Source organism: Streptomyces sp. NPDC091682, from assembly GCF_044756625.1.
GTDB lineage: Bacteria > Actinomycetota > Actinomycetes > Streptomycetales > Streptomycetaceae > Streptomyces.
Genome location: NZ_JBIVTH010000018.1, coordinates 47,324 through 68,667, shown reverse-complemented (window position 1 = coordinate 68,667; position 21,344 = coordinate 47,324). Strand labels below are relative to the sequence as shown.

Here is a 21,344-nt window from a genome sequence, read left to right as displayed (position 1 = left end):
GACGTGAACATCCGCTCCCTCACTCGAGGCGACGGCGTGGTGATCGGAGCAGCGGCGCTGCTGTTCATCGCCTCGTTCCTCGATTTCTACTCCGCGACCGGTATCGACCGGCCGAGCGTGTGGGACCTCGACTCCAACTACCTGGCGCTCCCCAGCATCTTCCTGCTCGCCTTCATCGCCGCCGGCCTGCTGATCGCGTCCCGCTTCCAGCCGGAGCGCAAGCTGGCCGGCCTGCCGCTGACGGCGTGGGGCACCGTGCTCGCCGTCTCCGCCGCCTGGTCGTCGCTGTGGGCGCTCATCGCCTGCCCGGACGTGCTCGACCTGGGCGCGGGCTCCATCCTCGCCTTCCTGGGCACGCTGGCCCTGGCCGGCGTGGCCGTCGCCGGCGCGAAGATCCCGGCGCTCGCCGGCCAGCTCGTTCCGGAGCCGCGTCCCGCCGCCGTCCCGCCGTACGGCGGCCAGCCGGGCCAGCCCCAGCCGGGTGCCGGGTACGGCTACCCCGGCGCGCAGCAGACCCCGTACGGTTCCACGCCGCAGCCGGTCCCGCCGTACGGCGGCACGCCGAACCCGACCCCGGGTCCCGGTCCGCAGGACTCCCAGCACACCCCGGCCCCGGCCCCGGCGGCGGACTTCACGCCGTTCTGGTTCGCGGTGCCGGTGGCCCGCCCGCTGTACGCGGAGGACGGCTCCCCGACCCCGATCGCGGAACTCGCCCCGGGCACCTGGTACCTGGCCGTCGAGCAGCGTGGCGCGGCCACCCTGATCGCCCAGACCCAGGACGGCCGCCGCGGCGTGCTGAACGACACCTCGGGCATCCAGCGCGGCTGACCGCCGCCCGGACCCGCACCGACGGCCCCCCGCCCTTCCGGGCGGGGGGCCGTTGCCCTACAGTCACCTGACGCCTTGTCAGATTCTGGAGGGACCGTACATGCGCCTCGGACTCGCACTCGGCTACTGGGGCCGCGGCCCCTCCCCCGCCCACCTCGACCTCGCCACCGAGGCCGAGAACCTCGGCTACCACTCGGTGTGGACCGCCGAAGCCTGGGGCTCCGACGCCTTCACCCCGCTGACCTGGATCGCCGCGCACACCTCGCGGATCCGCCTCGGCACGGCCATCGCGCAGATGGCCGCCCGCACCCCGACCGCCACGGCCATGCACGCCCTGACCCTGGACCACCTCTCCGGCGGCCGGATGATGCTCGGCCTCGGCCTGTCCGGACCGCAGGTCGTCGAGGGCTGGTACGGGCGCCCCTTCCCCTCCTCACCGCTCACCGCCACCCGCGAGTACGTGGACGTCATCCGCCAGGTACTGCGCCGCGAGGCCCCGGTGGAGCTCGACGGCCGCTTCCACGGCCACCCGTACCGGGGCGCCGACGCCACCGGAATCGGCAAACCCCTGAAGCCCATCACCCACCCGCTGCGGGCGGACCTGCCGGTGCTGCTCGGCGCGGAGGGCCCGAAGAACATCGCCCAGACCACCCGGATCGCAGACGGCTGGCTCCCCCTGTACTGGTCCCCGACCCGCACCGACGTCTACCGGGCCTCCCTCACCGACCTCCCCGAGGGCTTCATGATCGCGCCGATGGCCCGCGCCAAGGTCTGTGACGACGTCGCGGAGGGACTGCTCCCGGTCAAGGCGATGCTCGGCTTCTACATCGGCGGCATGGGCCACGCGGCCCGCAACTTCCACGCCGACCTGATGGCCCGCATGGGCTACGAGGAGGAGGCCCGCCGCATCCAGGAGCTGTTCCTCGCGGGCCGCAAGGAGGAGGCGGTCCTGGCCGTACCGGACGCCTTCGCCGACGAGATCTCGCTCATCGGCCCCCGGGAACGGATCGCGGAACGCCTGGACCTCTGGCGCAAGGGCCCGGTCACCGACCTCCTCCTGACGGCCCCGGACCCCCACACCCTGCGCGTCCTGGCGGAGCTCAACGGCTGAGCGCGGCCGTCAGGACTCGGCCTGCGGTACGGCCTCCAGCAGCTCCCGCACGTCGAACGGCATGACGGCGATCTCGATGCTCCCGCCGCCGTCATAGGAACAGGTGACGATCCGCGAGCCGGGATTGATGGAGATCCCCTCCTTCACGGACGGGACCCGGATCCCGGTGGCCCGCCCGCCGGGCAGCGCCACGGACTCCCCGCGCCGCGGAACCCACCGGGCCGCGCCCTGGTCCGCGTACACGCGGCCCACCCGCCAGCGGCCCTCACCGGCCGGTGTCCTGCCCATGCAGGGAATCCCGGCCGCGGGCCCGGCGGCCACCCGCGCACGGTGCTTGCGCCGCAGCAGCCACCCGGCCACCACGCCGCCGGCGACGACCCCCACGATCTCGATCACCCACCCATTCAACCAGTCCCCTGGCCAGGCCTGGCTGGTGCGGGCCGGTGGTTGCCGTTGCCCTGGCCGGGCGGTGCGGGTCCCCTCCGGGTGCGGCCCGGTGCCTGCCGTTGCCCTGGCCGGGCCGGGCCGGGCCGGGCCGGGCCGGGCCGGGCTGGTGCGGGCCGGGCCGGGCTGGTGCGGGCCGGTGGTTGCGCCTCAAACGCCGGCGGGGCTGGGTTTGGCCCCCTGGGCGGGGTCGGGACCGGGGGGTGGGAATGCGGGGCCGCCGGGGGGTGTCTCCTCGGCTCGCGCCTGACGGGCCATCTCGGCCGTACCCGGCGGTTGCGCGCTCGTCCTGCGGGGACACCCCCACCGTCCCCACACCCCCACCCCGGCCGCCTCACACCGGGCCGTGGGGCGGGGACACTCCGGGGGCTCCCCGCAGGACGAGCGCGCAACCCAGGCCGAACGGCAGGACCACGGCCGCCTGGCGCGAGCCGAGGAGAGCCCCCGGAGGGGCCCCGCCCCACCCGAAGCCAAACCCAGCCCCGCCGGCGATTGAGGCGCGGCCACCGGCCCGCACCCGGAACCGCAACCCCCGGGCGGGATCAGCGGACCGGGTGGCCCGCTTCGCGGAGGGCCGACTTGACCTCCGAGATGCGCAGGTCGCCGAAGTGGAAGACCGACGCCGCGAGCACCGCATCGGCACCCGCCTCGATCGCCGGGGCGAAATCGGCGAGGCGGCCCGCGCCGCCCGAGGCGATCACCGGGACCGTGACGTGCTTGCGGACCGCCGCGATCATCTCGACGTCGTAGCCGTCCTTGGTGCCGTCCGCGTCCATCGAGTTGAGCAGGATCTCGCCCGCACCCAGTTCGGCCGCCCGGTGCGCCCACTCGACCGCGTCGATGCCGGTGCCCTGCCGGCCGCCGTGCGTGGTGACCTCGAAGGTTCCGGCAGCGGTGCGGCGCGCGTCGACGGACAGGACGAGGACCTGCCGGCCGAAGCGCTCCGCGATCTCCTGGATCAGCTCGGGGCGGACGATGGCGGCGGTGTTCACGCCGACCTTGTCCGCGCCGGCCCGCAGCAGCTTGTCGACGTCGTCGGCCGTGCGGACGCCGCCGCCCACCGTGAGCGGGATGAAGACCTGCTCGGCGGTGCGGCGCACCACGTCGTAGGTGGTTTCGCGGTTCCCGGAGGACGCGGTGATGTCGAGGAAGGTCAGCTCGTCGGCGCCCTCGGCGTCGTACAGCTTGGCCATCTCCACCGGGTCGCCCGCGTCGCGCAGGTTCTGGAAGTTGACGCCCTTGACGACCCGGCCGTTGTCCACGTCCAGGCAGGGGATCACGCGTACGGCGAGGGTCATTCCGCCACCGCCTTGAACGCCTCGACCTCCACCTCGACGACCATGCTGGGGTCGACGAAGCCGGAGACGATGAGCATGGTCGCGGCCGGGCGGACCGCGTCGAAGAGTTCCTTGTGGGCGCGGCCCACCTCGTCCACGTCCCGGGCGTGCGTCAGGTACATGCGGGTGCGCACGACGTCCTCGGGGCCGAGGCCGGCCTGGGCGAGCGCCTTGAAGGCGACGCCGAAGGCGGCGACGGTCTGGTCGTACGGGCCACCCGCGTCGGCCGCGGTGCAGCCGGAGACCAGGACCAGGCCGTTCGGCAGCTGCACGGCGCGGGAGTACGCGATGACGTCCTCATAGGGGCCGCCGGAGGAGATGCGGCGTACGGCGTCGGAACTCATGCGGATACCACCTTCAGGGCTTCTTCCAGGGTGAAGGCCTTGGCGTACAGGGCCTTGCCGACGATCGCGCCCTCGACGCCCAGCGGAACCAGTTCGGACAGCGCCCGCAGGTCGTCGAGGGAGGAGATGCCGCCGGAGGCGACGACGGGCCGGTCGGTGGCGGCGCAGACGTTCTTCAGCAGCTCCAGGTTGGGGCCGGTCAGCGTGCCGTCCTTGCCGATGTCGGTGACGACGTACCGGGCGCAGCCCTCGGAGTCCAGGCGGGCGAGGGTCTCGTAGAGGTCGCCGCCCTCGCTGGTCCAGCCGCGGCCCTTGAGGGTGGTGCCGCGCACGTCGAGGCCGATCGCGATCTTGTCGCCGTGCTCGGCGATGGCCTTGGCGGCCCACTCGGGGGTCTCCAGGGCGGCGGTGCCCAGGTTGACGCGGGTGCAGCCGGTGGCGAGGGCCGCGGCGAGCGAGGCGTCGTCGCGGATGCCGCCGGAGAGCTCGACCTTGATGTCCATGGCGCGGGTGATCTCGGCGACCAGGGCGCGGTTGTCGCCGGTGCCGAAGGCGGCGTCCAGGTCGACCAGGTGCAGCCATTCGGCGCCGGAGCGCTGCCAGGCGAGGGCCGCGTCCAGCGGGGAGCCGTAGGAGGTCTCGCTGCCGGAGACCCCGTGCACGAGGCGGACGGCCTGTCCGTCGCGGACGTCGACCGCGGGCAGGAGTTCGAGCGTGGGTGCGGTCATCACAGGGTCTCGATCCAGTTGGTGAGGAGCTGGGCGCCGGCGTCGCCGGACTTCTCGGGGTGGAACTGCGTGGCCCACAGGGCCCGGTTCTCCACCGCCGCCACGAAGCGCTCGCCGTGGGTGGCCCAGGTGACCTTGGGGGCGCGGATCGCCGGGTTGGTGATTTCGAGGCTCCAGTCGTGCGCCGCGTAGGAGTGCACGAAGTAGAACCGGGCGTCGGCGTCCATTCCCTTGAAGGCCTGGCTGTCGGCCGGGGCTTCGACGGTGTTCCAGCCCATGTGGGGGACGATCGGGGCCTTGAGCGGGCCGACCGTGCCGGGCCACTCGTCGAGGCCCTCGGTCTCGACGCCGTGCTCGATGCCGCGTTCGAAGAGGATCTGCATGCCGACGCAGATGCCCATGACCGGGCGGCCGCCGGAGAGCCGGCGGCCGATGATCCAGTCACCGCGGGCGTCCTTGAGGCCCTGCATGCAGGCGGAGAAGGCGCCGACGCCGGGGACGAGGAGTCCGTCGGCGTCCATGGCCTTGTCGTAGTCGCGGGTGATCTCGACGTTCGCGCCGACGCGGGCGAGGGCCCGCTCGGCGGAGCGGACGTTTCCGAAGCCGTAGTCGAAGACGACGACGTTCTTGGTGGGGCGGACTGCGCTCATTCCCAAATTCCCTGGATTCGCAGGACTCCGGCGGCCAGACACATCGCGGAGGCCAGAGCCAGCAGGATGATGACCGACTTGGGCATCTTCTGCTTCTGGAAGGAGTAGACGCCCCCGGCCAGGAACAGGCCGAGGACGATCAGGATGGTGTTCAGGCCGTTCACGGCTAGAGGGCGCCCTTCGTGGAGGGCAGGATGCCGGCCGCGCGCGGGTCGAACTCGGCGGCGTAGCGCAGCGCCCGGGCGAGGGCCTTGAACTGGCACTCCACGATGTGGTGGGCGTTGCGGCCGTACGGGACGTGGACGTGCAGGGCGATCTGGGCCTGCGCGACGAAGGACTCGAAGATGTGCCGGGTCATCGTCGTGTCGTACGTGCCGATCATCGGCGCCATGTTCTCGGGCTCGGTGTGCACGAGGTAGGGGCGGCCGGACAGGTCGACGGTCACCTGGGCGAGGGACTCGTCGAGCGGCACGGTGCAGTTGCCGAAGCGGTAGATGCCGACCTTGTCACCGAGGGCCTGCTTGAAGGCGGCGCCCAGCGCGAGCGCGCTGTCCTCGATGGTGTGGTGGCTGTCGATGTGCAGGTCGCCCTCGGTCTTGACGGTGAGGTCGAAGAGGCCGTGGCGGCCGAGCTGGTCGAGCATGTGGTCGTAGAAGCCCACGCCCGTCGAGACGTCGACCTGGCCGGTGCCGTCGAGGTTTATCTCGACGACGACCGAAGTCTCCTTGGTGGTCCGTTCGACCCGTCCGATGCGGCTCATGCGTGCTGCTCCTTCTTCAGTGCGCGAACCGCTCCCAGGAACGCGTCGTTCTCCGCCGGGGTGCCGGCGGTGACCCGCAGCCATCCCGGTACGCCGTTGTCGCGGACCAGGACGCCCTGGTCGAGGATCTTCTGCCAGGCGGTGTGCGAGTCCGCGAACTTCCCGAACTGGATGAAGTTCGCGTCGGAATCGGTGACCTCGAATCCGATGGCCCGCAGTTCGGCGACCAGGCGGTCGCGTTCGGCCTTGAGCTGCTCGACGTAGCCGAGCAGGGTGTCGGTGTGTTCCAGGGCGGCCAGTGCGGTGGCCTGGGTGACGGCCGACAGGTGGTACGGCAGGCGCACCAGCTGGACGGCGTCGACGACGGCGGGGTGCGCCGCCAGGTAGCCCAGGCGCAGGCCGGCCGCGCCGAAGGCCTTGGACATGGTCCGGGAGACCACCAGGTTCGGGCGGCCCTCGATGAGGGGCAGCAGCGAGTCGCGGTGGCTGAACTCCACGTACGCCTCGTCGACGATCACCAGGGAAGGCTTGGCCGCCTGCGCCGCCTCGTAGAGGGCGAGGACCGTCTCGGCGTCGACCGCGGTGCCCGTGGGGTTGTTGGGCGAGGTGATGAAGACGACGTCGGGGGCGTTCTCGGTGATCGCCTGCTCGGCCGCCTCCACGTCGATCGTGAAGTCCTCGCGGCGCGGCCCGGAGATCCAGCCGGTGCCGGTGCCGCGGGAGATCAGCGCGTGCATCGAGTAGGAGGGCTCGAAGCCGAGCGCGGTGCGGCCGGGTCCGCCGAAGGTCTGCAGCAGCTGCTGGATGACCTCGTTGGAGCCGTTGGCGGCCCAGACGTTCTCCCGTGCGACCGGGTGCTTGCCGGTACGGGTGAGGTAGGCGGCGAGCTCGGTGCGCAGCTCGACCGCGTCCCGGTCGGGGTAGCGGTTGAGGGTGCGGGCCGCCTCGGAGACGCGCTCGGCGATGCGCCGCACGAGCTCCTCGGGCAGCTCGTACGGGTTCTCGTTGGTGTTCAGCTGGACGGGCACGTCGAGCTGCGGGGCTCCGTACGGAGACTTGCCGCGCAGCTCGTCCCGGATGGGGAGGTCGTCGATTCCGATGCTCACTGGTTCGGGACCTTCCATCCGAAGCGTGCCTTCAGGGCGGCGCCGTGCGCGGGCAGGTCCTCGGCCTCGGCCAGCGTCACCACGTGGTGGGTGACCTCGGCGAGGGCGTCGCGCGTGTAGTCGACGATGTGGATGCCGCGCAGGAAGGACTGCACGGACAGGCCGGAGGAGTGGCAGGCGCAGCCGCCGGTGGGCAGCACGTGGTTCGAGCCGGCGCAGTAGTCGCCCAGGGAGACCGGGGCCCACGGGCCGACGAAGACGGCGCCGGCGTTGCGGACGCGGGCGGCCCAGGAGGCGGCGTCGGCGGTCTGGATCTCCAGGTGCTCGGCGCCGTACGCGTCGACGACCTTGAGGCCGTCCTCCAGGCTGTCGACCAGCACGATCGCGGACTGCTTACCGGCCAGCGCCGGCTTGATCCGGTCCTCGACGTGCTTGGTCGCGGCGACCTGCGGCGCCAGCTCCTGCTCGACGGCGTCCGCGAGCTCCGCGGAGTCCGTGACGAGCACGGCGGCGGCCAGCGGGTCGTGCTCGGCCTGGCTGATCAGGTCGGCGGCGACGTGCACCGGGTCGGCCGTGGAGTCGGCGAGGACGGCGATCTCGGTCGGGCCGGCTTCGGTGTCGATGCCGATCTTCCCGGTGAAGTAGCGCTTGGCGGCGGCGACCCAGATGTTGCCGGGGCCGGTCACCATGTTGACCGGCAGGCAGTCCTCCGTGCCGTACGCGAACATCGCGACGGCCACGGCGCCGCCGGCCGCGTACACCTCGTCCACGCCGAGCAGCGCGCACGCGGCGAGGATCGTCGGGTGCGGCAGTCCGCCGAACTCACGCTGCGGCGGGGACGCGAGCGCGATCGACTCGACGCCCGCCTCCTGGGCCGGTACGACGTTCATGACGACGGAGGACGGGTAGACCGAGCGGCCGCCCGGGGCGTAGAGCCCCACGCGTTCCACGGGAACCCACTTCTCGGTCACGGTGCCGCCGGGGACCACCTGGGTGGTGTGCTCGGTGCGGCGCTGATTGCGGTGCACGATCCGGGCGCGCCGGATCGACTCCTCCAGGGCGGCGCGGACGGCCGGGTCCAGCTGTTCCAGGGCGGCCTTGATGGCCTCCGCGGGTACCCGGACCTGCGAGAGCTCGACGCCGTCGAACTTCTGCGCGTACTCGATCAGCGCCGCCGTGCCACGATGATGGACGTCCTCGCAGATGGGCCGCACCTTCTCCAGGGCGGCTTCTACGTCGAACTCGGCACGGGGCAGCAGGGAGCGCAGGGCGCCGCCCTCGGGGAGGGCGTCACCGCGCAGGTCGATACGAGAGATCACCCCACAATTCTCTCAGACCGCTTCGCGCCACCGTTCGCCCGTATCACTGGCTGATACGGGCCCCGGATGTCACAGGCGCCCGATAGCTTTCCCCGTACACGGAGATGACAGCGGAGGGGGGCCGCCGTGACCGAGGCGCGCACGGACGAGGAACCGGCGGATCTCACCGCTTCCGAACGCCGCATGTGGGACGCCTACCGCACGGGCAGCGTCTGCGATCTCAGCGCCCGCGCCGCCGACCGCGACGATCCGCACGCCGAGCACGTCTGGGGGCCCGAGCGCAGCGTCCGCGCCCGGGTGGTCGCCCGGCTGCTGCTGCACGGTCCGCCGCCCGTGCCGGGCCGGGTGGCCTCCCTCAAGCTGCGCGGGGTGCGGATCAGCGGGCGGCTGGAACTGTCCGGTGGCGCGGTGGCCCCGTACGTGGAGCTCCAGTCCTGCCGCTTCGACAGCGAGATCCAGCTGTCCGAGGCCCGCTTCGGCACGCTGCGCCTGATCAACTGCGCGATACCGCGGCTGGAGGCGGCCCGGCTGCACACCGAGGGCGATCTGCACCTGCCGCGCTGCCGGGTGGCGCGCGGGATCCGGCTGACCGACGCGCAGATCGGCACCGACCTGCTGGTCAGCCAGGCCGTGGTGCAGCGCGACAACAAGGGCCGGGCGATCTCCGCGGACGGGATGTCGGTGGCGCAGGACTTACAGGGGGAGCTGCTGGAGACGTACGGGGAGGTGAGCCTGCGCGGCGCGAAGGTCGGCGTGTCGATGAACCTGCGGGGGGCCCGCCTGCGCAACCCGCAGGGACGGTTCGCGCTGAACGCCCCGCAGCTGACCGTCGAGCGGACCCTGTACCTGACCTCCATCGCGTTGGACTACGCGGCGTACGGGGGTTCCTCCACTCCCCCGTACGGGCTGGGGCCGACGCCCACCCGGGGCCGGCGGGCCCAGCACTTCGAGTGCCGGGGCGGGTTGCGGCTGGACGACGGCCGCTTCGGTGACGCCATCGACTTCTACGGGGCGCGGTTCACGCTCACGCCCGAGCAGGAGATATCGCTGCGCCGGATCCAGACCCCCGAGTTCCGGTTCGTCGGCGAGCGGCCGGAGCAGGGCCGGGTGGTGGTGTCCGGGGCCAAGGTGGTCAAGCTGGTCGACACGTCCACGAGCTGGCCGGGCCCGGGCGGGCTGTCCATCGAGGGCTTCGTCTACGAGAACCTCGCGCCCCGGGGGCACTTCCCGCTCTCCCGCCGCCTGGAGTGGCTGGAGGCCGCCACTCCCGAGTACTCGCCGGAGCCGTACGAGCGGCTGGCCGCCGTACTGCGGGCGAGCGGCGAGGACCAGGACGCCCGCGAGGTGCTGCTGGCCAAGCAGCGGCGGCGCCGGGCCACGCTGCCGCTGGGGCCGAAGGCGTGGGGGTACCTCCAGGACTGGACGGTGGTCTACGGCTACCGGCCGGGCCGGGCCGCGCTGTGGATGGCGGTGCTCTGGGCGGCGGGGGCGCTGCTGTTCTCGCAGCTCCACCCGCCGGCGATCAAGGAGGACGAGCATCCGCAGTGGAGCGCCGCCCTGTACGCGCTGGACCTGCTGCTTCCGGTGATCGACCTCGGTCAGCAGGGTCAGTGGAAGCTGGAGGGCGGCTGGCAGTGGGGGGCGGCGGGCTTGGTCGTCATGGGCTGGATCCTGGCCACGACGGTGGCGGCGGGGGCTTCCCGGCTCCTGCGGCGGGGGTGACGGGGGCGGGGGTCGTCCGGCGGACGGGGCACGTGACGCCGTCCGCCCCTCAAACGCCGGACACCCTCGGTGGCCCGGGCGATTACCCTGTGCGTCGTGACCACCGTTCGCCTGCCCCTCTTCCCGCTGAATTCGGTGCTGTTCCCGGGACTCGTCCTCCCGCTGAACATCTTCGAGGAGCGTTATCGCGCCATGATGCGCGAGCTGTTGAAGGCGGGTGAGGACGAGCCGCGCCGTTTCGCGGTCGTCGCGATCCGCGACGGCCGGGAGGTCGCGCCGACCGCGCCCGGCCTGCCGGACCAGACGTCCCTGCCCGAGCGGGGCCCGGCGGCGGGCTTCGGCCCCGACCCGATCCAGGCCTTCCACCGGGTGGGCTGCATCGCCGACGCGGCGACCGTCCGGGAGCGGGAGGACGGCAGCTTCGAGGTCCTGGCGACCGGTACGACGCGGGTCCGCCTGGTCTCGGTCGACGCCTCGGGCCCCTTCCTGACGGCTGAGCTGGAAGAGCTCCCGGAGGACGCGGGCGACGGCGCGGGCGTCCTGGCCGAGGGCGTGCTGCGGGCCTTCCGCAACTACCAGAAGCGGCTGGCAGGGGCCCGCGAGCGGTCCCTGACGGGCGCGGAGCTCCCCGACGAGCCCTCGGTGGTCTCCTACCTGGTGGCTGCGGCGGCGGTGCTGGACATCCCGGCGAAGCAGCGGCTGCTCCAGGCCCCGGACACCGCGACCCGGCTGGCGGAGGAGCTGAAGTTGCTGCGTACGGAGACGGCGGTGATCCGTCACCTCCCGTCCCTTCCGGCGGTGGACCTGACCCGTGCCCCGACGAGCCCGAACTGAGCACACACATGGCGAAGAAGTCCAAGCAGGCGGCGGGCACCCCGGCGATCGTCGCCCTGACGGCTGCGGGCGTGCCGTTCACCACGCACGCGTACGAGCACGACCCGGCCCATCCCTCGTACGGGGAGGAGGCGGCGCAGGCGCTCGGCGTCTCGCCCGCGCAGGTCTTCAAGACCCTGGTCGCGGACGTGGACGGGGTCCTGACGGTGGCGGTGGTCCCGGTCTCGGGGTCACTGGACCTGAAGGCCCTGGCGACGGCGGTCGGCGGCAAGCGTGCGGCGATGGCCGACCCGACCCTGGCGGAGCGCACCACGGGCTACGTCCTCGGCGGCATCTCCCCGTTGGGGCAGCGCAAGCGGCTGCGCACGGTGATCGACGCCTCGGCCTCGGCGCACCCCACGATCTGCTGCTCGGCGGGGCGCCGCGGCCTGGAGATCGAACTCTCCCCGTCGGACCTGACCACCCTCACCTCGGCCACCTTGGCCCCGATCGCCCGTCAGAACTAGCCCTGCCGGCGTTTGAGGCGCGGGCACGGGGCGAAGCCCGGCTCTCCCAGCCTCGCCGGCGCTTGAGGCGCGGGTCCGGGGCGGATCCCCGATCCTTCAGCCCCGCCGGCGTTTGAGGCGCGAGGTCCGGGGGCGGAGCCCCGGCGGGGTCAGGACCGCGGGGCCTCCGGTGCCGAGGGAGCGGCATCGGCGGGCGGCGGCGTCGCCGACGTCGGTGCCTGGTAGAACCCCGACCAGCCGAGCACGGGCTCGGGATCCGGTTCCCGCGGCGTCCACAACGCGGTCAGCCCCAGGTGCAGCAGCACGGCGGTCATTGGCCAGACCAACAGCGCCCCGTGCGCGAGCAGCTCCAGCGGCGCGTCGAACGGAACCCCCTTGCCCGCCTGCTTCGCGGCCGCGACGAGGTCCGACGACGGGCCCAGCCACAGTCCGAACCGCCATCCCACCAGTGCTCCGAAGCAGGACCCGACGGCCAGCCCGATCACCAGCGGCACACCGCCGGCCCGGCGCCACAGGAAGGTGCCGACGGCGGTGAGCACGCCCAGCCCCAGCGACAGCAGGAAGAAGGTGCCGTCGGAGGCGATCCGCGCCTCGCTCTCGCTGTTGTGCAGGAACACGGCCTCCCCGTTGGAGACGTACTGCACCCGGGGGGCCAGCCACAGCCACAGCAGGCCGAGGAGCAGTCCGGCCGCCCCGACGAGCAGGGCGACGACGGCCCCGTCCCGGACGTCCTCCGGGGTGATCGCCCCGGAGGCGGCCCCCGGCTTCTCGGTCGGGAGCGACGGCGGGTCGAGCGGGGACTGCGGGGTCACGGCTTCGGTCACCCCCACATCGTGCCAGGTGTGCTCGGCAGCGGCGTCGGCGGACCGTGTCAGCGGACGGCCGCCCGGCGGTACGCCCAGGTCGCGACGGTGAGCGAGAGGACCCCGACGGCCCCGCACACGCCCAGGTCGAAGGCGACGGCGGCCCAGTCCGGCTCCGGAGCGAACGTACGGGCGAACGCCTCGACGCCGTACGTGGACGGCAGCAGGTCCCGGGCCCATACGATCACCCCCGGCATCCGCTCGGGCGGCAGCACCCCGAGCAGCAGCGCCGCCGACATGCCGAGCTGCCCCGCGAGGGTGGCCAGCTCCTGCCGCGGTGCGAGCAGTCCCAGCGCCGCGCCGAGCCCGGCCAGCGCGGCCCCGGCCAGCGGTACCACCGCGGCCAGGATCCACAGTCCGCTCATCGGCAGCCCGAACAGCAGGCATCCGAAGACGGCGGTGACCAGGGTCCCCGGCAGCGTGAAGGAGGCGTACGCGGCGGCCGCGCCCAGCACCACCGACGCCGGCGGCACGGGCAGGGTGGCGTAGTGGTCGAGCCCGCCGCCGGCCCGCAGCTGCCCGAAGTACTGGGCGAGCAGGTTTAGGGCGACGAAGGCAACGACGAGCACCGAGGAGCCGGCGACGACGGCGCGGGCCTCCGAGCCCCCGTCGACCACGCCCCGCATCAGGATCATGATCCCGACGGACTGGAAGGTGGCGACGAACAGCAGCGGGATCCGGGCCACCCGGGCCCGGGACAGCTGGGCCCGGTAGACGGCGGCCAGGGCGGGGAAGAACCGCGCGCCGGGCGCCAGCGGCGCGGGCTGCAGTGTCTGTGCGAGGTCGTCGGCGGCGCCCGCCGGCGCGGCGGCCGCCGGGGGCGAGGGCACGGCATCGGGCGCGAGCACGGCCCGGACGGCCCCCGTTGAACGGTCGCTCACGACTTCACCAGCCCTTTCGTCTTGCCGCCGAGGGCCAGGTACACGTCTTCGAGGCTGGGGGTGGCCAGGGTGAAGTCGTCGAGCGCGGCGAAGGCCGGGCCCCCGGTGACCGAGGCCACCGCCGCCCTCGCCTCGTCCGGGGCCAGCCGGAGCACCCAGCGGCGCCCGGACTCGACCGCCCGGTCGCGCAGCTCGGCGACCTCCGGGACCTCCAGCGGAGCGCTTTCGCGCCAGACCAGGTCCAGCCGGACCTCGCCCGAGACGGTGGCCTTCAGTCCGGCCGGGGTGTCGCAGGCGATGACCTTGCCCTGGTCGATGACGGCGACCCGGTCGAGGACGGTCTCGGCCTCGATGACGTTGTGGGTGACGAGCAGGACCGTCGCGCCGTGTTGCGCGCGCCGCCGGTCGACGGCGGACCACACGGCCCGGCGGGCGACCGGGTCCATGCCGGTGGTGGGCTCGTCGAGGACCAGTACGGGCCGCTCCCCCACCAGAGCGGTGGCGAAGCAGGCGAGGCGGCGCTGGCCGCCGGAAAGTTTCTTCAGGGGCCGTCCGGCGATCGGGGTCAGCCCGAGCTCCTCCAGTACGGCGTCGCGCTCGGCCCGGGCGGCGCGGGCGCCCTGTCCGCGCAGCCGGGCGGTGGTCTCGGCGGCCAGCGCCACCGTGAGCTCGTCCAGGGCGGTGGACTCCTGCCCCAGGTAGGCGAGCAGCCGGGAGGCCCGTCCGGGGTGGCCCACGAGGTCGTGGCCGAGCAGGGTCACCGAGCCGGAGTCCGGCCGCATCAGGCCGGTGAGCTGGCGGACCAGGGTGGACTTGCCGGCGCCGTTGGGGCCGAGCAGTCCGAAGATCTCGCCGCGCCGGACGTCCAGGCAGATCCCGTCGTTGGCGCGGGTCTCGGGCAGGGCGGGGGCCCCGCGCCGGCCGCGTACCGCGGGATACGTCTTGACCAGGTCACGCACCGTGAAGATGACGTCCGGCGCCGCTCCCGCGGCCGCTGCCGTGCCTTCTCGCGCCTGTGCTGTGCCCGTACTCACGAGGGAGCAGCCTACGGGGTTCTCGGCCCTACTCGGCCGTCGGGGTCAGCGGGGCCGCGAGCTCGCCGGGGCCGGCTCCGGACTCGGTGGCCGGTCCGGCGGCCACGTGTTCGGCGGCGGCCCGGACGTCGATCTCCCGCCAGAACCCGGCGCGGATGGCGTACCGGTCGTGCTCGTCGATCTGGTCGTCCTTGTGCGCGAGCAGCCCGAACCGGGCCGCGTAGCGCAGCAGTTCGCCGTCGATCCGGTGCGGGATCCGCGGGTACATCGTGGCCAGCTTCTGCAGGTGCACGGTCTCCGGGAGCCGCTCCATCCAGCGTCGGGCGAACACCTGTCCCACCTCGAACGGGTCTCCGCCGACGGTGGTGATGTCCTCCTCGCGGTCCGCCCAGCGCTGTTCGGCGCTGGTGAGTTGGGCGAGGGTGGGCAGCGAAGCGGTCTCGGCGGGCTCGCCCAGCGGTCCGGCCCGGTCGATCCACCCCTTGTCGGAGGACCAGCGCAGGGCGCTGGCGGGGGCGTGGGCGCCGCTCGGCCCGGTCTGCGGGTGGCCCTGCTGGCCGGTGGCGCGCAGCGCACCGGCCAGGTCCTTGGGGGTGGGCACCGGCTTGCCCCCGGGGGTGGCGGGTGCCGGTACGGGGGCTCCGTCGCGGTCTTCCGTCCCGTTGGCGGCGGCGCCGTTGCGGGCGGCCTCGGCGAGCGCCGCCTCGGGCAGCGGGGCCGAGAGGATGGCGGCGATGTCGGGGCGCGGTGCGGGCGGCGGGGAGCACAGTCCGGTGAGGTCCTTGGCGCGGACGGCCCGGGTGATCCAGGCCCGGTCCAGGACCCGGCGTTCGTCGGCCTCGGCGACGAGGTCCTCGGACTGGTTGTAGTCCCCGTCGGCGGCCTGGACGGCCCACAGGTGGACGGCGACGCCGTGTTCCTTGGCGGACATCAGGCCGGGCAGCAGGTCGCCGTCGCCGGTGACCAGGACCACGTCGGAGCAGGCCCGGTTGCGGGCCAGCTCGGTGAGTTCGGCGTGCATGGCGGCGTCGACGCCCTTCTGCGCCCAGCGGCCGTCGCTGCGGGTTAGGGCGCCGAGCCGGACGGTGACGCGGGGCATGACGCGCAGCCGCCGGTGTTCGGGCTGGGGCACCCGGTCGGGCGCTCCGTCGAACCAGTAGATGCGCAGCAGGGGCTGTTCGGTGTCGGCCTCGGCCCGCTCGCGCAGGCCCTGGATGAGGGCGGCATGGTCGATGGTGATCCGGGAGCGGGAGGGCTCCCCGGCGAGAAGGCTGGCGGCGGCACCCAGCAGGTAGCCGGCATCCACCAGGACGACGCAGCGGTCCACGCGTTCCACCCTCTTCCCTGGGGGTCCTCTGTGCTTTGCGGCGGTTCCCCGAGTCTGCCCGACCCCAAGGGTGTTGAAGGCCGGAACTCGATCATCGGCGTGGCGGATCTCACGGTCGACGGGGCGGGAGCCATCCGCTACGCGCAGTAATGATCCAAAATGCGCGGTTTCTGGCGTTGTGTGAGTGTGAAGGCGGTCCTGGCCCCTAGACCCTCACGGAGGCTCCACCATGGCCAAGAACAAGAACCAGAAGCAGCCCGCCAAGCAGCAGCCCCGGTCGGGGCAGGATCCGGCCAAGGGCACCTCGGAGACCGAGTCGATGCCCTCCTCCTCGGCGCCGAGCCCGATGGACATGGCGCACAAGCGCAAGGAGAAGAAGTTCGGCCACAACTGACGGCCGTACTCGTACGCGGAAGGGCCCGCCCGATGTCACCGGGCGGACCCTTCCGCGCGTACCGTCGGGGCCGCTATCCGGCCAGGCAGGACGGTCCGAGCAGCACCTTGAGGTCGCCGAAGAGCGCCGGATCGGGCTGGACGCGGTGCCGGTCGAGGCGGAGCACGGTGGTGGTCCGCGGCCCCTGGAGCTTGATCCGCACCTCGGTGTTGCCCTTGTGGTGGCGCAGGATCTCGCCCAGACGGGTCACCATCGGCGGCGTGACCTTGACGGTGGGGATGGTGAGGACCACCGGGGCGTTGGTGCCGGCCGAGGAGAGGTCGGGGACCATCATCTCCATGGCGACCAGGCGGGGGACGTCCTCGCGCTTGTCGAGGCGGCCCTTGACGAAGACCACGGTGTCCTCGACCAGCTGGGTGGAGACGAGCTGGTAGGTCGCCGGGAAGAACATGCATTCGATGGAGCCGGCCAGGTCCTCGACGGTGGCGATGGCCCAGGCGTTGCCCTGCTTGGTCATCTTGCGCTGGAGGCCCGAGATGATGCCGCCGATGGTGACGACGGCGCCGTCGGAGTGCTCGCCGCCGGTCAGCTGGGAGATGCCGGCGTCCGTCTTGTCGGAGAGCACGTGCTCCAGGCCGAAGAGCGGGTGGTCGGAGACGTAGAGGCCGAGCATCTCGCGCTCCTGGGCGAGCAGGTAGGACTTCTCCCACTCGACGTCGGAGAACTCCACGTCGAGGCCGAAGCCGGGCTCGTCGCTCGCGTTCTCGTCACCCATCCCGCCGAACAGGTCGAACTGTCCCTCGGCCTCCTTGCGCTTGACCGCGACCACGTTGTCGATCATCGACTCGTGGTGCGCGACCAGGCCCTTGCGGGTGTGGCCCATCTCGTCGAAGGCGCCGGCCTTGATCAGCGACTCGACGGTGCGCTTGTTGCAGACGACGGCCTCGACCTTGTCCAGGAAGTCGGGGAAGGTGGAGTACTTCCCCTTGGCCTTCCTGCTCTTGATGATCGACTCGACGACGTTCTGGCCGACGTTGCGCACCGCGGTGAGCCCGAAGAGGATCACGTCGTCGCCCTGGGCGGCGAAGTTCGACTCCGACTCGTTGACGTTCGGCGGCAGCACCTTGATGCCCATGCGCCGGCACTCGTTCAGGTAGATCGCGGACTTGTCCTTGTCGTCCTTGACCGAGGTGAGGAGCCCCGCCATGTACTCGGCCGGGTAGTTCGCCTTGAGGTAGGCGGTCCAGTACGTGACCAGGCCGTACGCGGAGGAGTGCGCCTTGTTGAAGGCGTAGCCGGCGAACGGCACCAGCACGTCCCACAGGGCCTGGATGGCCTTGTCGCTGAAGCCGTTCCCGCGTGCGCCCTCCTGGAAGATGGTGAAGTTCTTCGCCAGCTCGTCGGGCTTCTTCTTGCCCATCACACGGCGCAGGATGTCGGCCTCGCCGAGCGAGTACCCGGCGACGATCTGGGCGGCCTTCTGCACCTGCTCCTGGTACACGATGAGGCCGTAGGTGATGTCGAGGACCTCCCTGAGGGGCTCCTCCAGCTCCGGGTGGATCGGAGTGATCTCCTGCTGCTTGTTCTTGCGCAGGGCGTAGTTGGTGTGCGAGTTCATGCCCATCGGGCCCGGCCGGTACAGGGCCGAGACGGCGGAGATGTCCTCGAAGTTGTCGGGCTTCATCAGGCGCAGCAGCGAGCGCATGGGGCCGCCGTCGAACTGGAAGACGCCGAGCGTGTCACCGCGGCAGAGCAGCTCGTACGTCTTGGGGTCGTCCAGCGGGAGGGCGAGGAGGTCGAGCTCGATGCCCTTGTTGGCCTTCACCATCTTGACGGCGTCGTCCATGATGGTCAGGTTGCGCAGGCCCAGGAAGTCCATCTTGATCAGGCCGAGTGACTCGCACTGGGGGTAGTCCCACTGCGTGATCGTCACGCCGTCGGTGTGCCGCACCCAGACCGGGGCGTGGTCGACGATCGGCTCGCTGGACATGATCACGCCGGCCGCGTGCACGCCCATCTGCCGGACCAGGCCCTCCACACCCCTGGCGGTGTCGATGACCTTCTTCACGTCCGGCTCGTTCTCGTACATCGCCCGGATCTCGCCCGCCTCGCTGTAGCGCGGGTGCGAGGGGTCGGTGATGCCGTTGAGGTCGATGCCCTTGCCGAGGACGTCGGCGGGCATCGCCTTGGTGAGGCGGTCGCCCATGGCGTACGGGTAGCCGAGGACGCGTGCGGAGTCCTTGATGGCGTTCTTCGCCTTGATCTTGCCGTACGTGCCGATCATGGCGACCTTGTCCTCGCCGTACTTCTCGGTCACGTACCGGATCACCTCGACGCGCCGGCGCTCGTCGAAGTCGATGTCGACGTCGGGCATGGAGACGCGCTCGGGGTTCAGGAACCGCTCGAAGATCAGCCCGTGCTCGATCGGGTCGAGGTCGGTGATGCCCATGGCGTACGCGACGATCGAGCCGGCCGCGGAGCCTCGGCCGGGGCCCACCGCGATGCCGTTGTTCTTCGCCCACATGATGAAGTCGGCGACGACGAGGAAGTAGCCCGGGAACCCCATCTGGATGATGACGTCCAGCTCGTACTCGGCCTGCTTCTGGCGGTCGTCGGGTACCCCTCCGGGGTAGCGGCGGGCCATGCCGCGCCGCACTTCCTCCTTGAACCAGGTGATCTCGGTGTAGCCCTCTTCGGGGATCTCGAACCTCGGCATGAGGTTCTTGGCCTCGAACATGCCGGTCGTGTCGATCTGCTCGGCGACGAGGAGGGTGTTGGCGCAGCCCTCCTGCCAGGCGTCCGAGGAGTCGACCGCGTACATCTCGTCGGTGGACTTCAGGTAGTAGCCGGTGCCGTCGAAGCGGAAGCGGTCCGGGTCCGAGAGGTTCTTGCCGGTCTGGATGCAGAGCAGGGCGTCGTGGGCGCCGGCCTCGTGCGCGTAGGTGTAGTGCGAGTCGTTGGTGACCAGCGGCGGGATGCCGAGCTTCTTGCCGATCTCCAGCAGCCCGTCGCGCACCCGGCGCTCGATCTCGATGCCGTGGTCCATCAGCTCCAGGAAGTAGCGGCCCTTGCCGAAGATGTCCTGGTAGTCGGAGGCGGCCTTGAGGGCCTCGTCGAACTGGCCGAGGCGCAGCCGGGTCTGGACCTCGCCGGAGGGGCAGCCGGTGGAGGCGATCAGCCCCTCGGACCACTGGCTGATGGTCTCCTTGTCCATGCGCGGCCACTTGGTGAGCCAGCCCTCGGCGTACGCGTCGGAGGACAGCCGGAAGAGGTTGTGCAGGCCGGTGGAGTTCGCCGCCCAGATCGTCTTGTGGGTGTAACCGCCGGAACCAGAGACGTCGTCGCGCTTCTGGTGGGGCTGGCCCCACTGGATGCGCCGCTTGTTGCGCCGGGACTCGGGGGCGACGTACGCCTCGATGCCGATGATCGGCGTGATGCCGGCCTTCTGCGCGGTGTGGAAGAAGTCATAGGCGCCGTGCAGATTGCCGTGGTCGGACATGGCGATGTGCGTCATGCCCATCTCGTTGCACGCGTTGAACATGTCCTTCAGCCGCGCGGCACCGTCCAGCAGCGAGTACTGGGTGTGGACGTGCAGGTGCGTGAACGGCGGCTTTGTCACGGCGCGGGTCCTCCGAGGGCGGGGGGCGGGGGGCAGCTTCGAATCCTACGTCGGCCGGGTGACAGATCACGGGCACTGACCGGTACGGTCGGGCGTTGCAGAACCAGGAGGACCGATCCGGCGTCCAGTCGGTCGGAACCTGAAACAGCCCGTGCACCAGGAGGAACCCGCCATGGCGGTCCCCGAGACGACCGACGAGCAGCGCACCGAGCAGATCCTCGACGTGTTCGACACCGCGTTCGGCGAGCTGCTCGCCGCCGACCCCGCTGCCTTCCAGGTCAAATTCCGCAAGATGGCGGCTTCGGCCTTCGCCTTCTACCGGGGTACCGCCTGTCTCTTCTACTCCGACCTGGAGCGGGACCGGCACGGCGGCCCCTACCTGGACGAGCGGACGGGCCGGGTGTGGATCCACGGAGACCTGCACGCCGAGAACTTCGGCACGTACATGGACTCCAACGGTCGGCTCGTCTTCAACGTGAACGACTTCGACGAGGCCTACGTCGGCCCCTTCACCTGGGACCTGAAGCGGTTCGCCGCCTCCGTCGCCCTGATCGGCTACACCAAGGCGCTCAGCGACGACCAGATAAGCGAGCTGGTGCGCATCTACGCGGGTGCCTACCGGGAGCGGATCCACCGGCTGGCGGCGGGCGCGAAGCACGAGGAGGTGCCCTCCTTCACCCTGGACACCGCCGAGGGCCCGCTGCTGGACGCGCTGCGCTCGGCCCGCTCCCGGACCCGTTTCTCCCTGCTGGACTCCATGACGGAGATACGGGACTACGAGCGCCGCTTCAGCTCCGGCGGCGGCTCGATCGAGCTGGACGCCGCCACCCGCTACAAGGTGCTGGCCGCCTTCGACGGGTACCTGGAGACCCTCCCCGACGAGTCCCTCGTGCGTCCGGACTCCTACCGGGTCAAGGACGTGGTGGGGCGCCGGGGCGTCGGCATCGGCTCGGCGGGCCTGCCCTCCTACAACATCCTGCTGGAGGGGCACAGCGACGCCCTGGAGAACGACGTCGTGATCTACCTCAAGCAGGCGCAGACCCCGGCGGCCTCCCGGCACATCACGGACCGGGCGGTGCGGGAGTACTTCCAGCACGAGGGGCACCGCACGGTCATCTCGCAGCGCGCCCTGCAGGCGCACGCGGACCCGTGGCTGGGCTGGACGGAGCTGGACGGGGCCGGGCAGCTGGTGGCGGAGGTCTCCCCGTACGCGGTGGACCTGGACTGGTCGGACCTGGACGACCCGGAGGAGATCGCGGCCGTCGTCGCCGATCTCGGCCGGGCGACCGCGACCATGCACGCGTCGGCCGACGAGGCCGAGAGCGGGCAGTCCCTGGTGCCCTTCTCCACCGAGCGGGCCATCGACGCGGCGATCGCCGCCGACGAGGACGGCTTCGCGGCGCTGCTCGTGGACTTCGCCCACGCGTACGGGGCCCGGGCGCGCGCCGACCACCAGATCTTCGTGGACCTCTTCCGTAACGGGCGTCTCACTCCCTGAGCCGCTCGTTCCACAGGAACGCATGGCACACTCGCGAGG

General features: G+C 71.9%; 21 protein-coding genes. 7 read left to right on the top strand and 14 right to left on the bottom strand.

Annotation, left to right across the window (positions count from 1 at the left end; all coding sequences use genetic code 11):
• The first annotated feature begins 3 nt into the window (after positions 1-3).
• Together ACIQK6_RS32925 and ACIQK6_RS32920 are read left to right on the top strand one after the other, a co-directional pair.
• The gene (locus ACIQK6_RS32925) at positions 4-828 is read left to right on the top strand and encodes a hypothetical protein (RefSeq protein WP_329102488.1); all 825 of its coding nucleotides are present in this window, start codon (positions 4-6) and stop codon (positions 826-828) included.
• Between the two features lie 100 nt (positions 829-928).
• Positions 929-1,939, top strand: coding sequence for an LLM class F420-dependent oxidoreductase (locus tag ACIQK6_RS32920; RefSeq protein WP_329102486.1), 1,011 nt, complete (start codon positions 929-931; stop codon positions 1,937-1,939).
• Between the two features lie 9 nt (positions 1,940-1,948).
• Here ACIQK6_RS32920 and ACIQK6_RS32915 read toward each other — a convergent pair whose 3' ends face one another.
• The 9 genes from ACIQK6_RS32915 to hisD form a co-directional block, all read right to left on the bottom strand.
• Positions 1,949-2,335, bottom strand: coding sequence for a hypothetical protein (locus tag ACIQK6_RS32915; RefSeq protein WP_329102484.1), 387 nt, complete (start codon positions 2,333-2,335; stop codon positions 1,949-1,951).
• A gap of 590 nt (positions 2,336-2,925) precedes the next feature.
• Positions 2,926-3,681 (bottom strand): imidazole glycerol phosphate synthase subunit HisF, encoded by a 756-nt coding sequence (gene hisF, locus ACIQK6_RS32910; protein ID WP_161293725.1) that lies wholly within the window; start codon positions 3,679-3,681, stop codon positions 2,926-2,928.
• Positions 3,678-4,064 carry a RidA family protein gene (locus tag ACIQK6_RS32905; RefSeq protein WP_328790837.1) on the bottom strand — a complete coding sequence of 129 codons (387 nt, stop codon included), beginning with the start codon at positions 4,062-4,064 and terminating at the stop codon, positions 3,678-3,680. The genes hisF and ACIQK6_RS32905 overlap by 4 nt, the downstream gene beginning before the upstream one ends.
• Positions 4,061-4,792, bottom strand: a complete 732-nt coding sequence (priA, locus tag ACIQK6_RS32900; RefSeq protein WP_328790836.1) for a bifunctional 1-(5-phosphoribosyl)-5-((5-phosphoribosylamino)methylideneamino)imidazole-4-carboxamide isomerase/phosphoribosylanthranilate isomerase PriA — start codon at positions 4,790-4,792, stop codon at positions 4,061-4,063. Before priA ends, ACIQK6_RS32905 begins: the two co-directional genes overlap by 4 nt.
• Entirely contained in the window at positions 4,792-5,442 is a 651-nt protein-coding gene (gene hisH, locus ACIQK6_RS32895) for an imidazole glycerol phosphate synthase subunit HisH (protein ID WP_329102959.1), read from the bottom strand. The genes priA and hisH overlap by 1 nt, the downstream gene beginning before the upstream one ends.
• A complete protein-coding gene (locus ACIQK6_RS32890; protein WP_030009964.1) occupies positions 5,439-5,606 on the bottom strand; it encodes a hypothetical protein in 168 nt (55 codons plus the stop codon). Before ACIQK6_RS32890 ends, hisH begins: the two co-directional genes overlap by 4 nt.
• A gap of 2 nt (positions 5,607-5,608) precedes the next feature.
• Positions 5,609-6,202, bottom strand: coding sequence for an imidazoleglycerol-phosphate dehydratase HisB (gene hisB / locus ACIQK6_RS32885; protein ID WP_329102957.1), 594 nt, complete (start codon positions 6,200-6,202; stop codon positions 5,609-5,611).
• A complete protein-coding gene (locus ACIQK6_RS32880; RefSeq protein WP_402696281.1) occupies positions 6,199-7,308 on the bottom strand; it encodes a histidinol-phosphate transaminase in 1,110 nt (369 codons plus the stop codon). The genes hisB and ACIQK6_RS32880 overlap by 4 nt, the downstream gene beginning before the upstream one ends.
• The gene (hisD, locus tag ACIQK6_RS32875; RefSeq protein ID WP_402696280.1) at positions 7,305-8,627 is read right to left on the bottom strand and encodes a histidinol dehydrogenase; all 1,323 of its coding nucleotides are present in this window, start codon (positions 8,625-8,627) and stop codon (positions 7,305-7,307) included. Before hisD ends, ACIQK6_RS32880 begins: the two co-directional genes overlap by 4 nt.
• A 126-nt stretch (positions 8,628-8,753) precedes the next feature.
• Between hisD and ACIQK6_RS32870 the strand changes: the two genes are divergently transcribed.
• From ACIQK6_RS32870 to ybaK, 3 genes are all read left to right on the top strand, one after another.
• Positions 8,754-10,349 (top strand): oxidoreductase, encoded by a 1,596-nt coding sequence (locus tag ACIQK6_RS32870; RefSeq protein WP_402696278.1) that lies wholly within the window; start codon positions 8,754-8,756, stop codon positions 10,347-10,349.
• Between the two features lie 96 nt (positions 10,350-10,445).
• Positions 10,446-11,183 carry an LON peptidase substrate-binding domain-containing protein gene (locus ACIQK6_RS32865; protein WP_329102951.1) on the top strand — a complete coding sequence of 246 codons (738 nt, stop codon included), beginning with the start codon at positions 10,446-10,448 and terminating at the stop codon, positions 11,181-11,183.
• A gap of 8 nt (positions 11,184-11,191) precedes the next feature.
• The gene (gene ybaK / locus ACIQK6_RS32860; protein WP_329102949.1) at positions 11,192-11,689 is read left to right on the top strand and encodes a Cys-tRNA(Pro) deacylase; all 498 of its coding nucleotides are present in this window, start codon (positions 11,192-11,194) and stop codon (positions 11,687-11,689) included.
• 149 nt (positions 11,690-11,838) lie between these two features.
• Here the strand turns inward: ybaK and ACIQK6_RS32855 are convergent, their stop codons facing one another.
• The 4 genes from ACIQK6_RS32855 to ACIQK6_RS32840 form a co-directional block, all read right to left on the bottom strand.
• Positions 11,839-12,513: a hypothetical protein gene (locus ACIQK6_RS32855; protein ID WP_329102946.1), complete on the bottom strand. Its 675-nt coding sequence runs from the start codon at positions 12,511-12,513 to the stop codon at positions 11,839-11,841.
• Positions 12,514-12,560: 47 nt separating this feature from the next.
• Entirely contained in the window at positions 12,561-13,322 is a 762-nt protein-coding gene (locus tag ACIQK6_RS32850; RefSeq protein ID WP_329108022.1) for an ABC transporter permease, read from the bottom strand.
• Between the two features lie 107 nt (positions 13,323-13,429).
• Entirely contained in the window at positions 13,430-14,467 is a 1,038-nt protein-coding gene (locus ACIQK6_RS32845) for an ABC transporter ATP-binding protein (protein ID WP_402696275.1), read from the bottom strand.
• 28 nt (positions 14,468-14,495) lie between these two features.
• The gene (locus tag ACIQK6_RS32840) at positions 14,496-15,803 is read right to left on the bottom strand and encodes an NYN domain-containing protein (protein ID WP_402696273.1); all 1,308 of its coding nucleotides are present in this window, start codon (positions 15,801-15,803) and stop codon (positions 14,496-14,498) included.
• 220 nt (positions 15,804-16,023) lie between these two features.
• Here ACIQK6_RS32840 and ACIQK6_RS32835 point away from each other — a divergent pair, with 220 nt between their 5' ends.
• Entirely contained in the window at positions 16,024-16,188 is a 165-nt protein-coding gene (locus tag ACIQK6_RS32835) for a hypothetical protein (protein ID WP_329102942.1), read from the top strand.
• A gap of 73 nt (positions 16,189-16,261) precedes the next feature.
• Here ACIQK6_RS32835 and dnaE read toward each other — a convergent pair whose 3' ends face one another.
• A complete protein-coding gene (dnaE, locus tag ACIQK6_RS32830; protein ID WP_329102940.1) occupies positions 16,262-19,807 on the bottom strand; it encodes a DNA polymerase III subunit alpha in 3,546 nt (1,181 codons plus the stop codon).
• A gap of 172 nt (positions 19,808-19,979) precedes the next feature.
• Here dnaE and ACIQK6_RS32825 point away from each other — a divergent pair, with 172 nt between their 5' ends.
• A complete protein-coding gene (locus ACIQK6_RS32825) occupies positions 19,980-21,305 on the top strand; it encodes a DUF2252 domain-containing protein (RefSeq protein WP_402696270.1) in 1,326 nt (441 codons plus the stop codon).
• Positions 21,306-21,344 lie beyond the last annotated feature (39 nt).

Coding starts and splice junctions, on each gene's coding strand:
- ACIQK6_RS32920 (WP_329102486.1), top strand. CDS start 929: ATGCGCCTCGGACTCGCACTCGGCTACTGGGGCCGCGGCCCCTCCCCC.
- hisF (WP_161293725.1), bottom strand. CDS start 3,681: ATGACCCTCGCCGTACGCGTGATCCCCTGCCTGGACGTGGACAACGGC.
- ACIQK6_RS32905 (WP_328790837.1), bottom strand. CDS start 4,064: ATGAGTTCCGACGCCGTACGCCGCATCTCCTCCGGCGGCCCCTATGAG.
- priA (WP_328790836.1), bottom strand. CDS start 4,792: ATGACCGCACCCACGCTCGAACTCCTGCCCGCGGTCGACGTCCGCGAC.
- hisH (WP_329102959.1), bottom strand. CDS start 5,442: ATGAGCGCAGTCCGCCCCACCAAGAACGTCGTCGTCTTCGACTACGGC.
- hisB (WP_329102957.1), bottom strand. CDS start 6,202: ATGAGCCGCATCGGACGGGTCGAACGGACCACCAAGGAGACTTCGGTC.
- ybaK (WP_329102949.1), top strand. CDS start 11,192: ATGGCGAAGAAGTCCAAGCAGGCGGCGGGCACCCCGGCGATCGTCGCC.
- ACIQK6_RS32835 (WP_329102942.1), top strand. CDS start 16,024: ATGGCCAAGAACAAGAACCAGAAGCAGCCCGCCAAGCAGCAGCCCCGG.
- ACIQK6_RS32825 (WP_402696270.1), top strand. CDS start 19,980: ATGGCGGTCCCCGAGACGACCGACGAGCAGCGCACCGAGCAGATCCTC.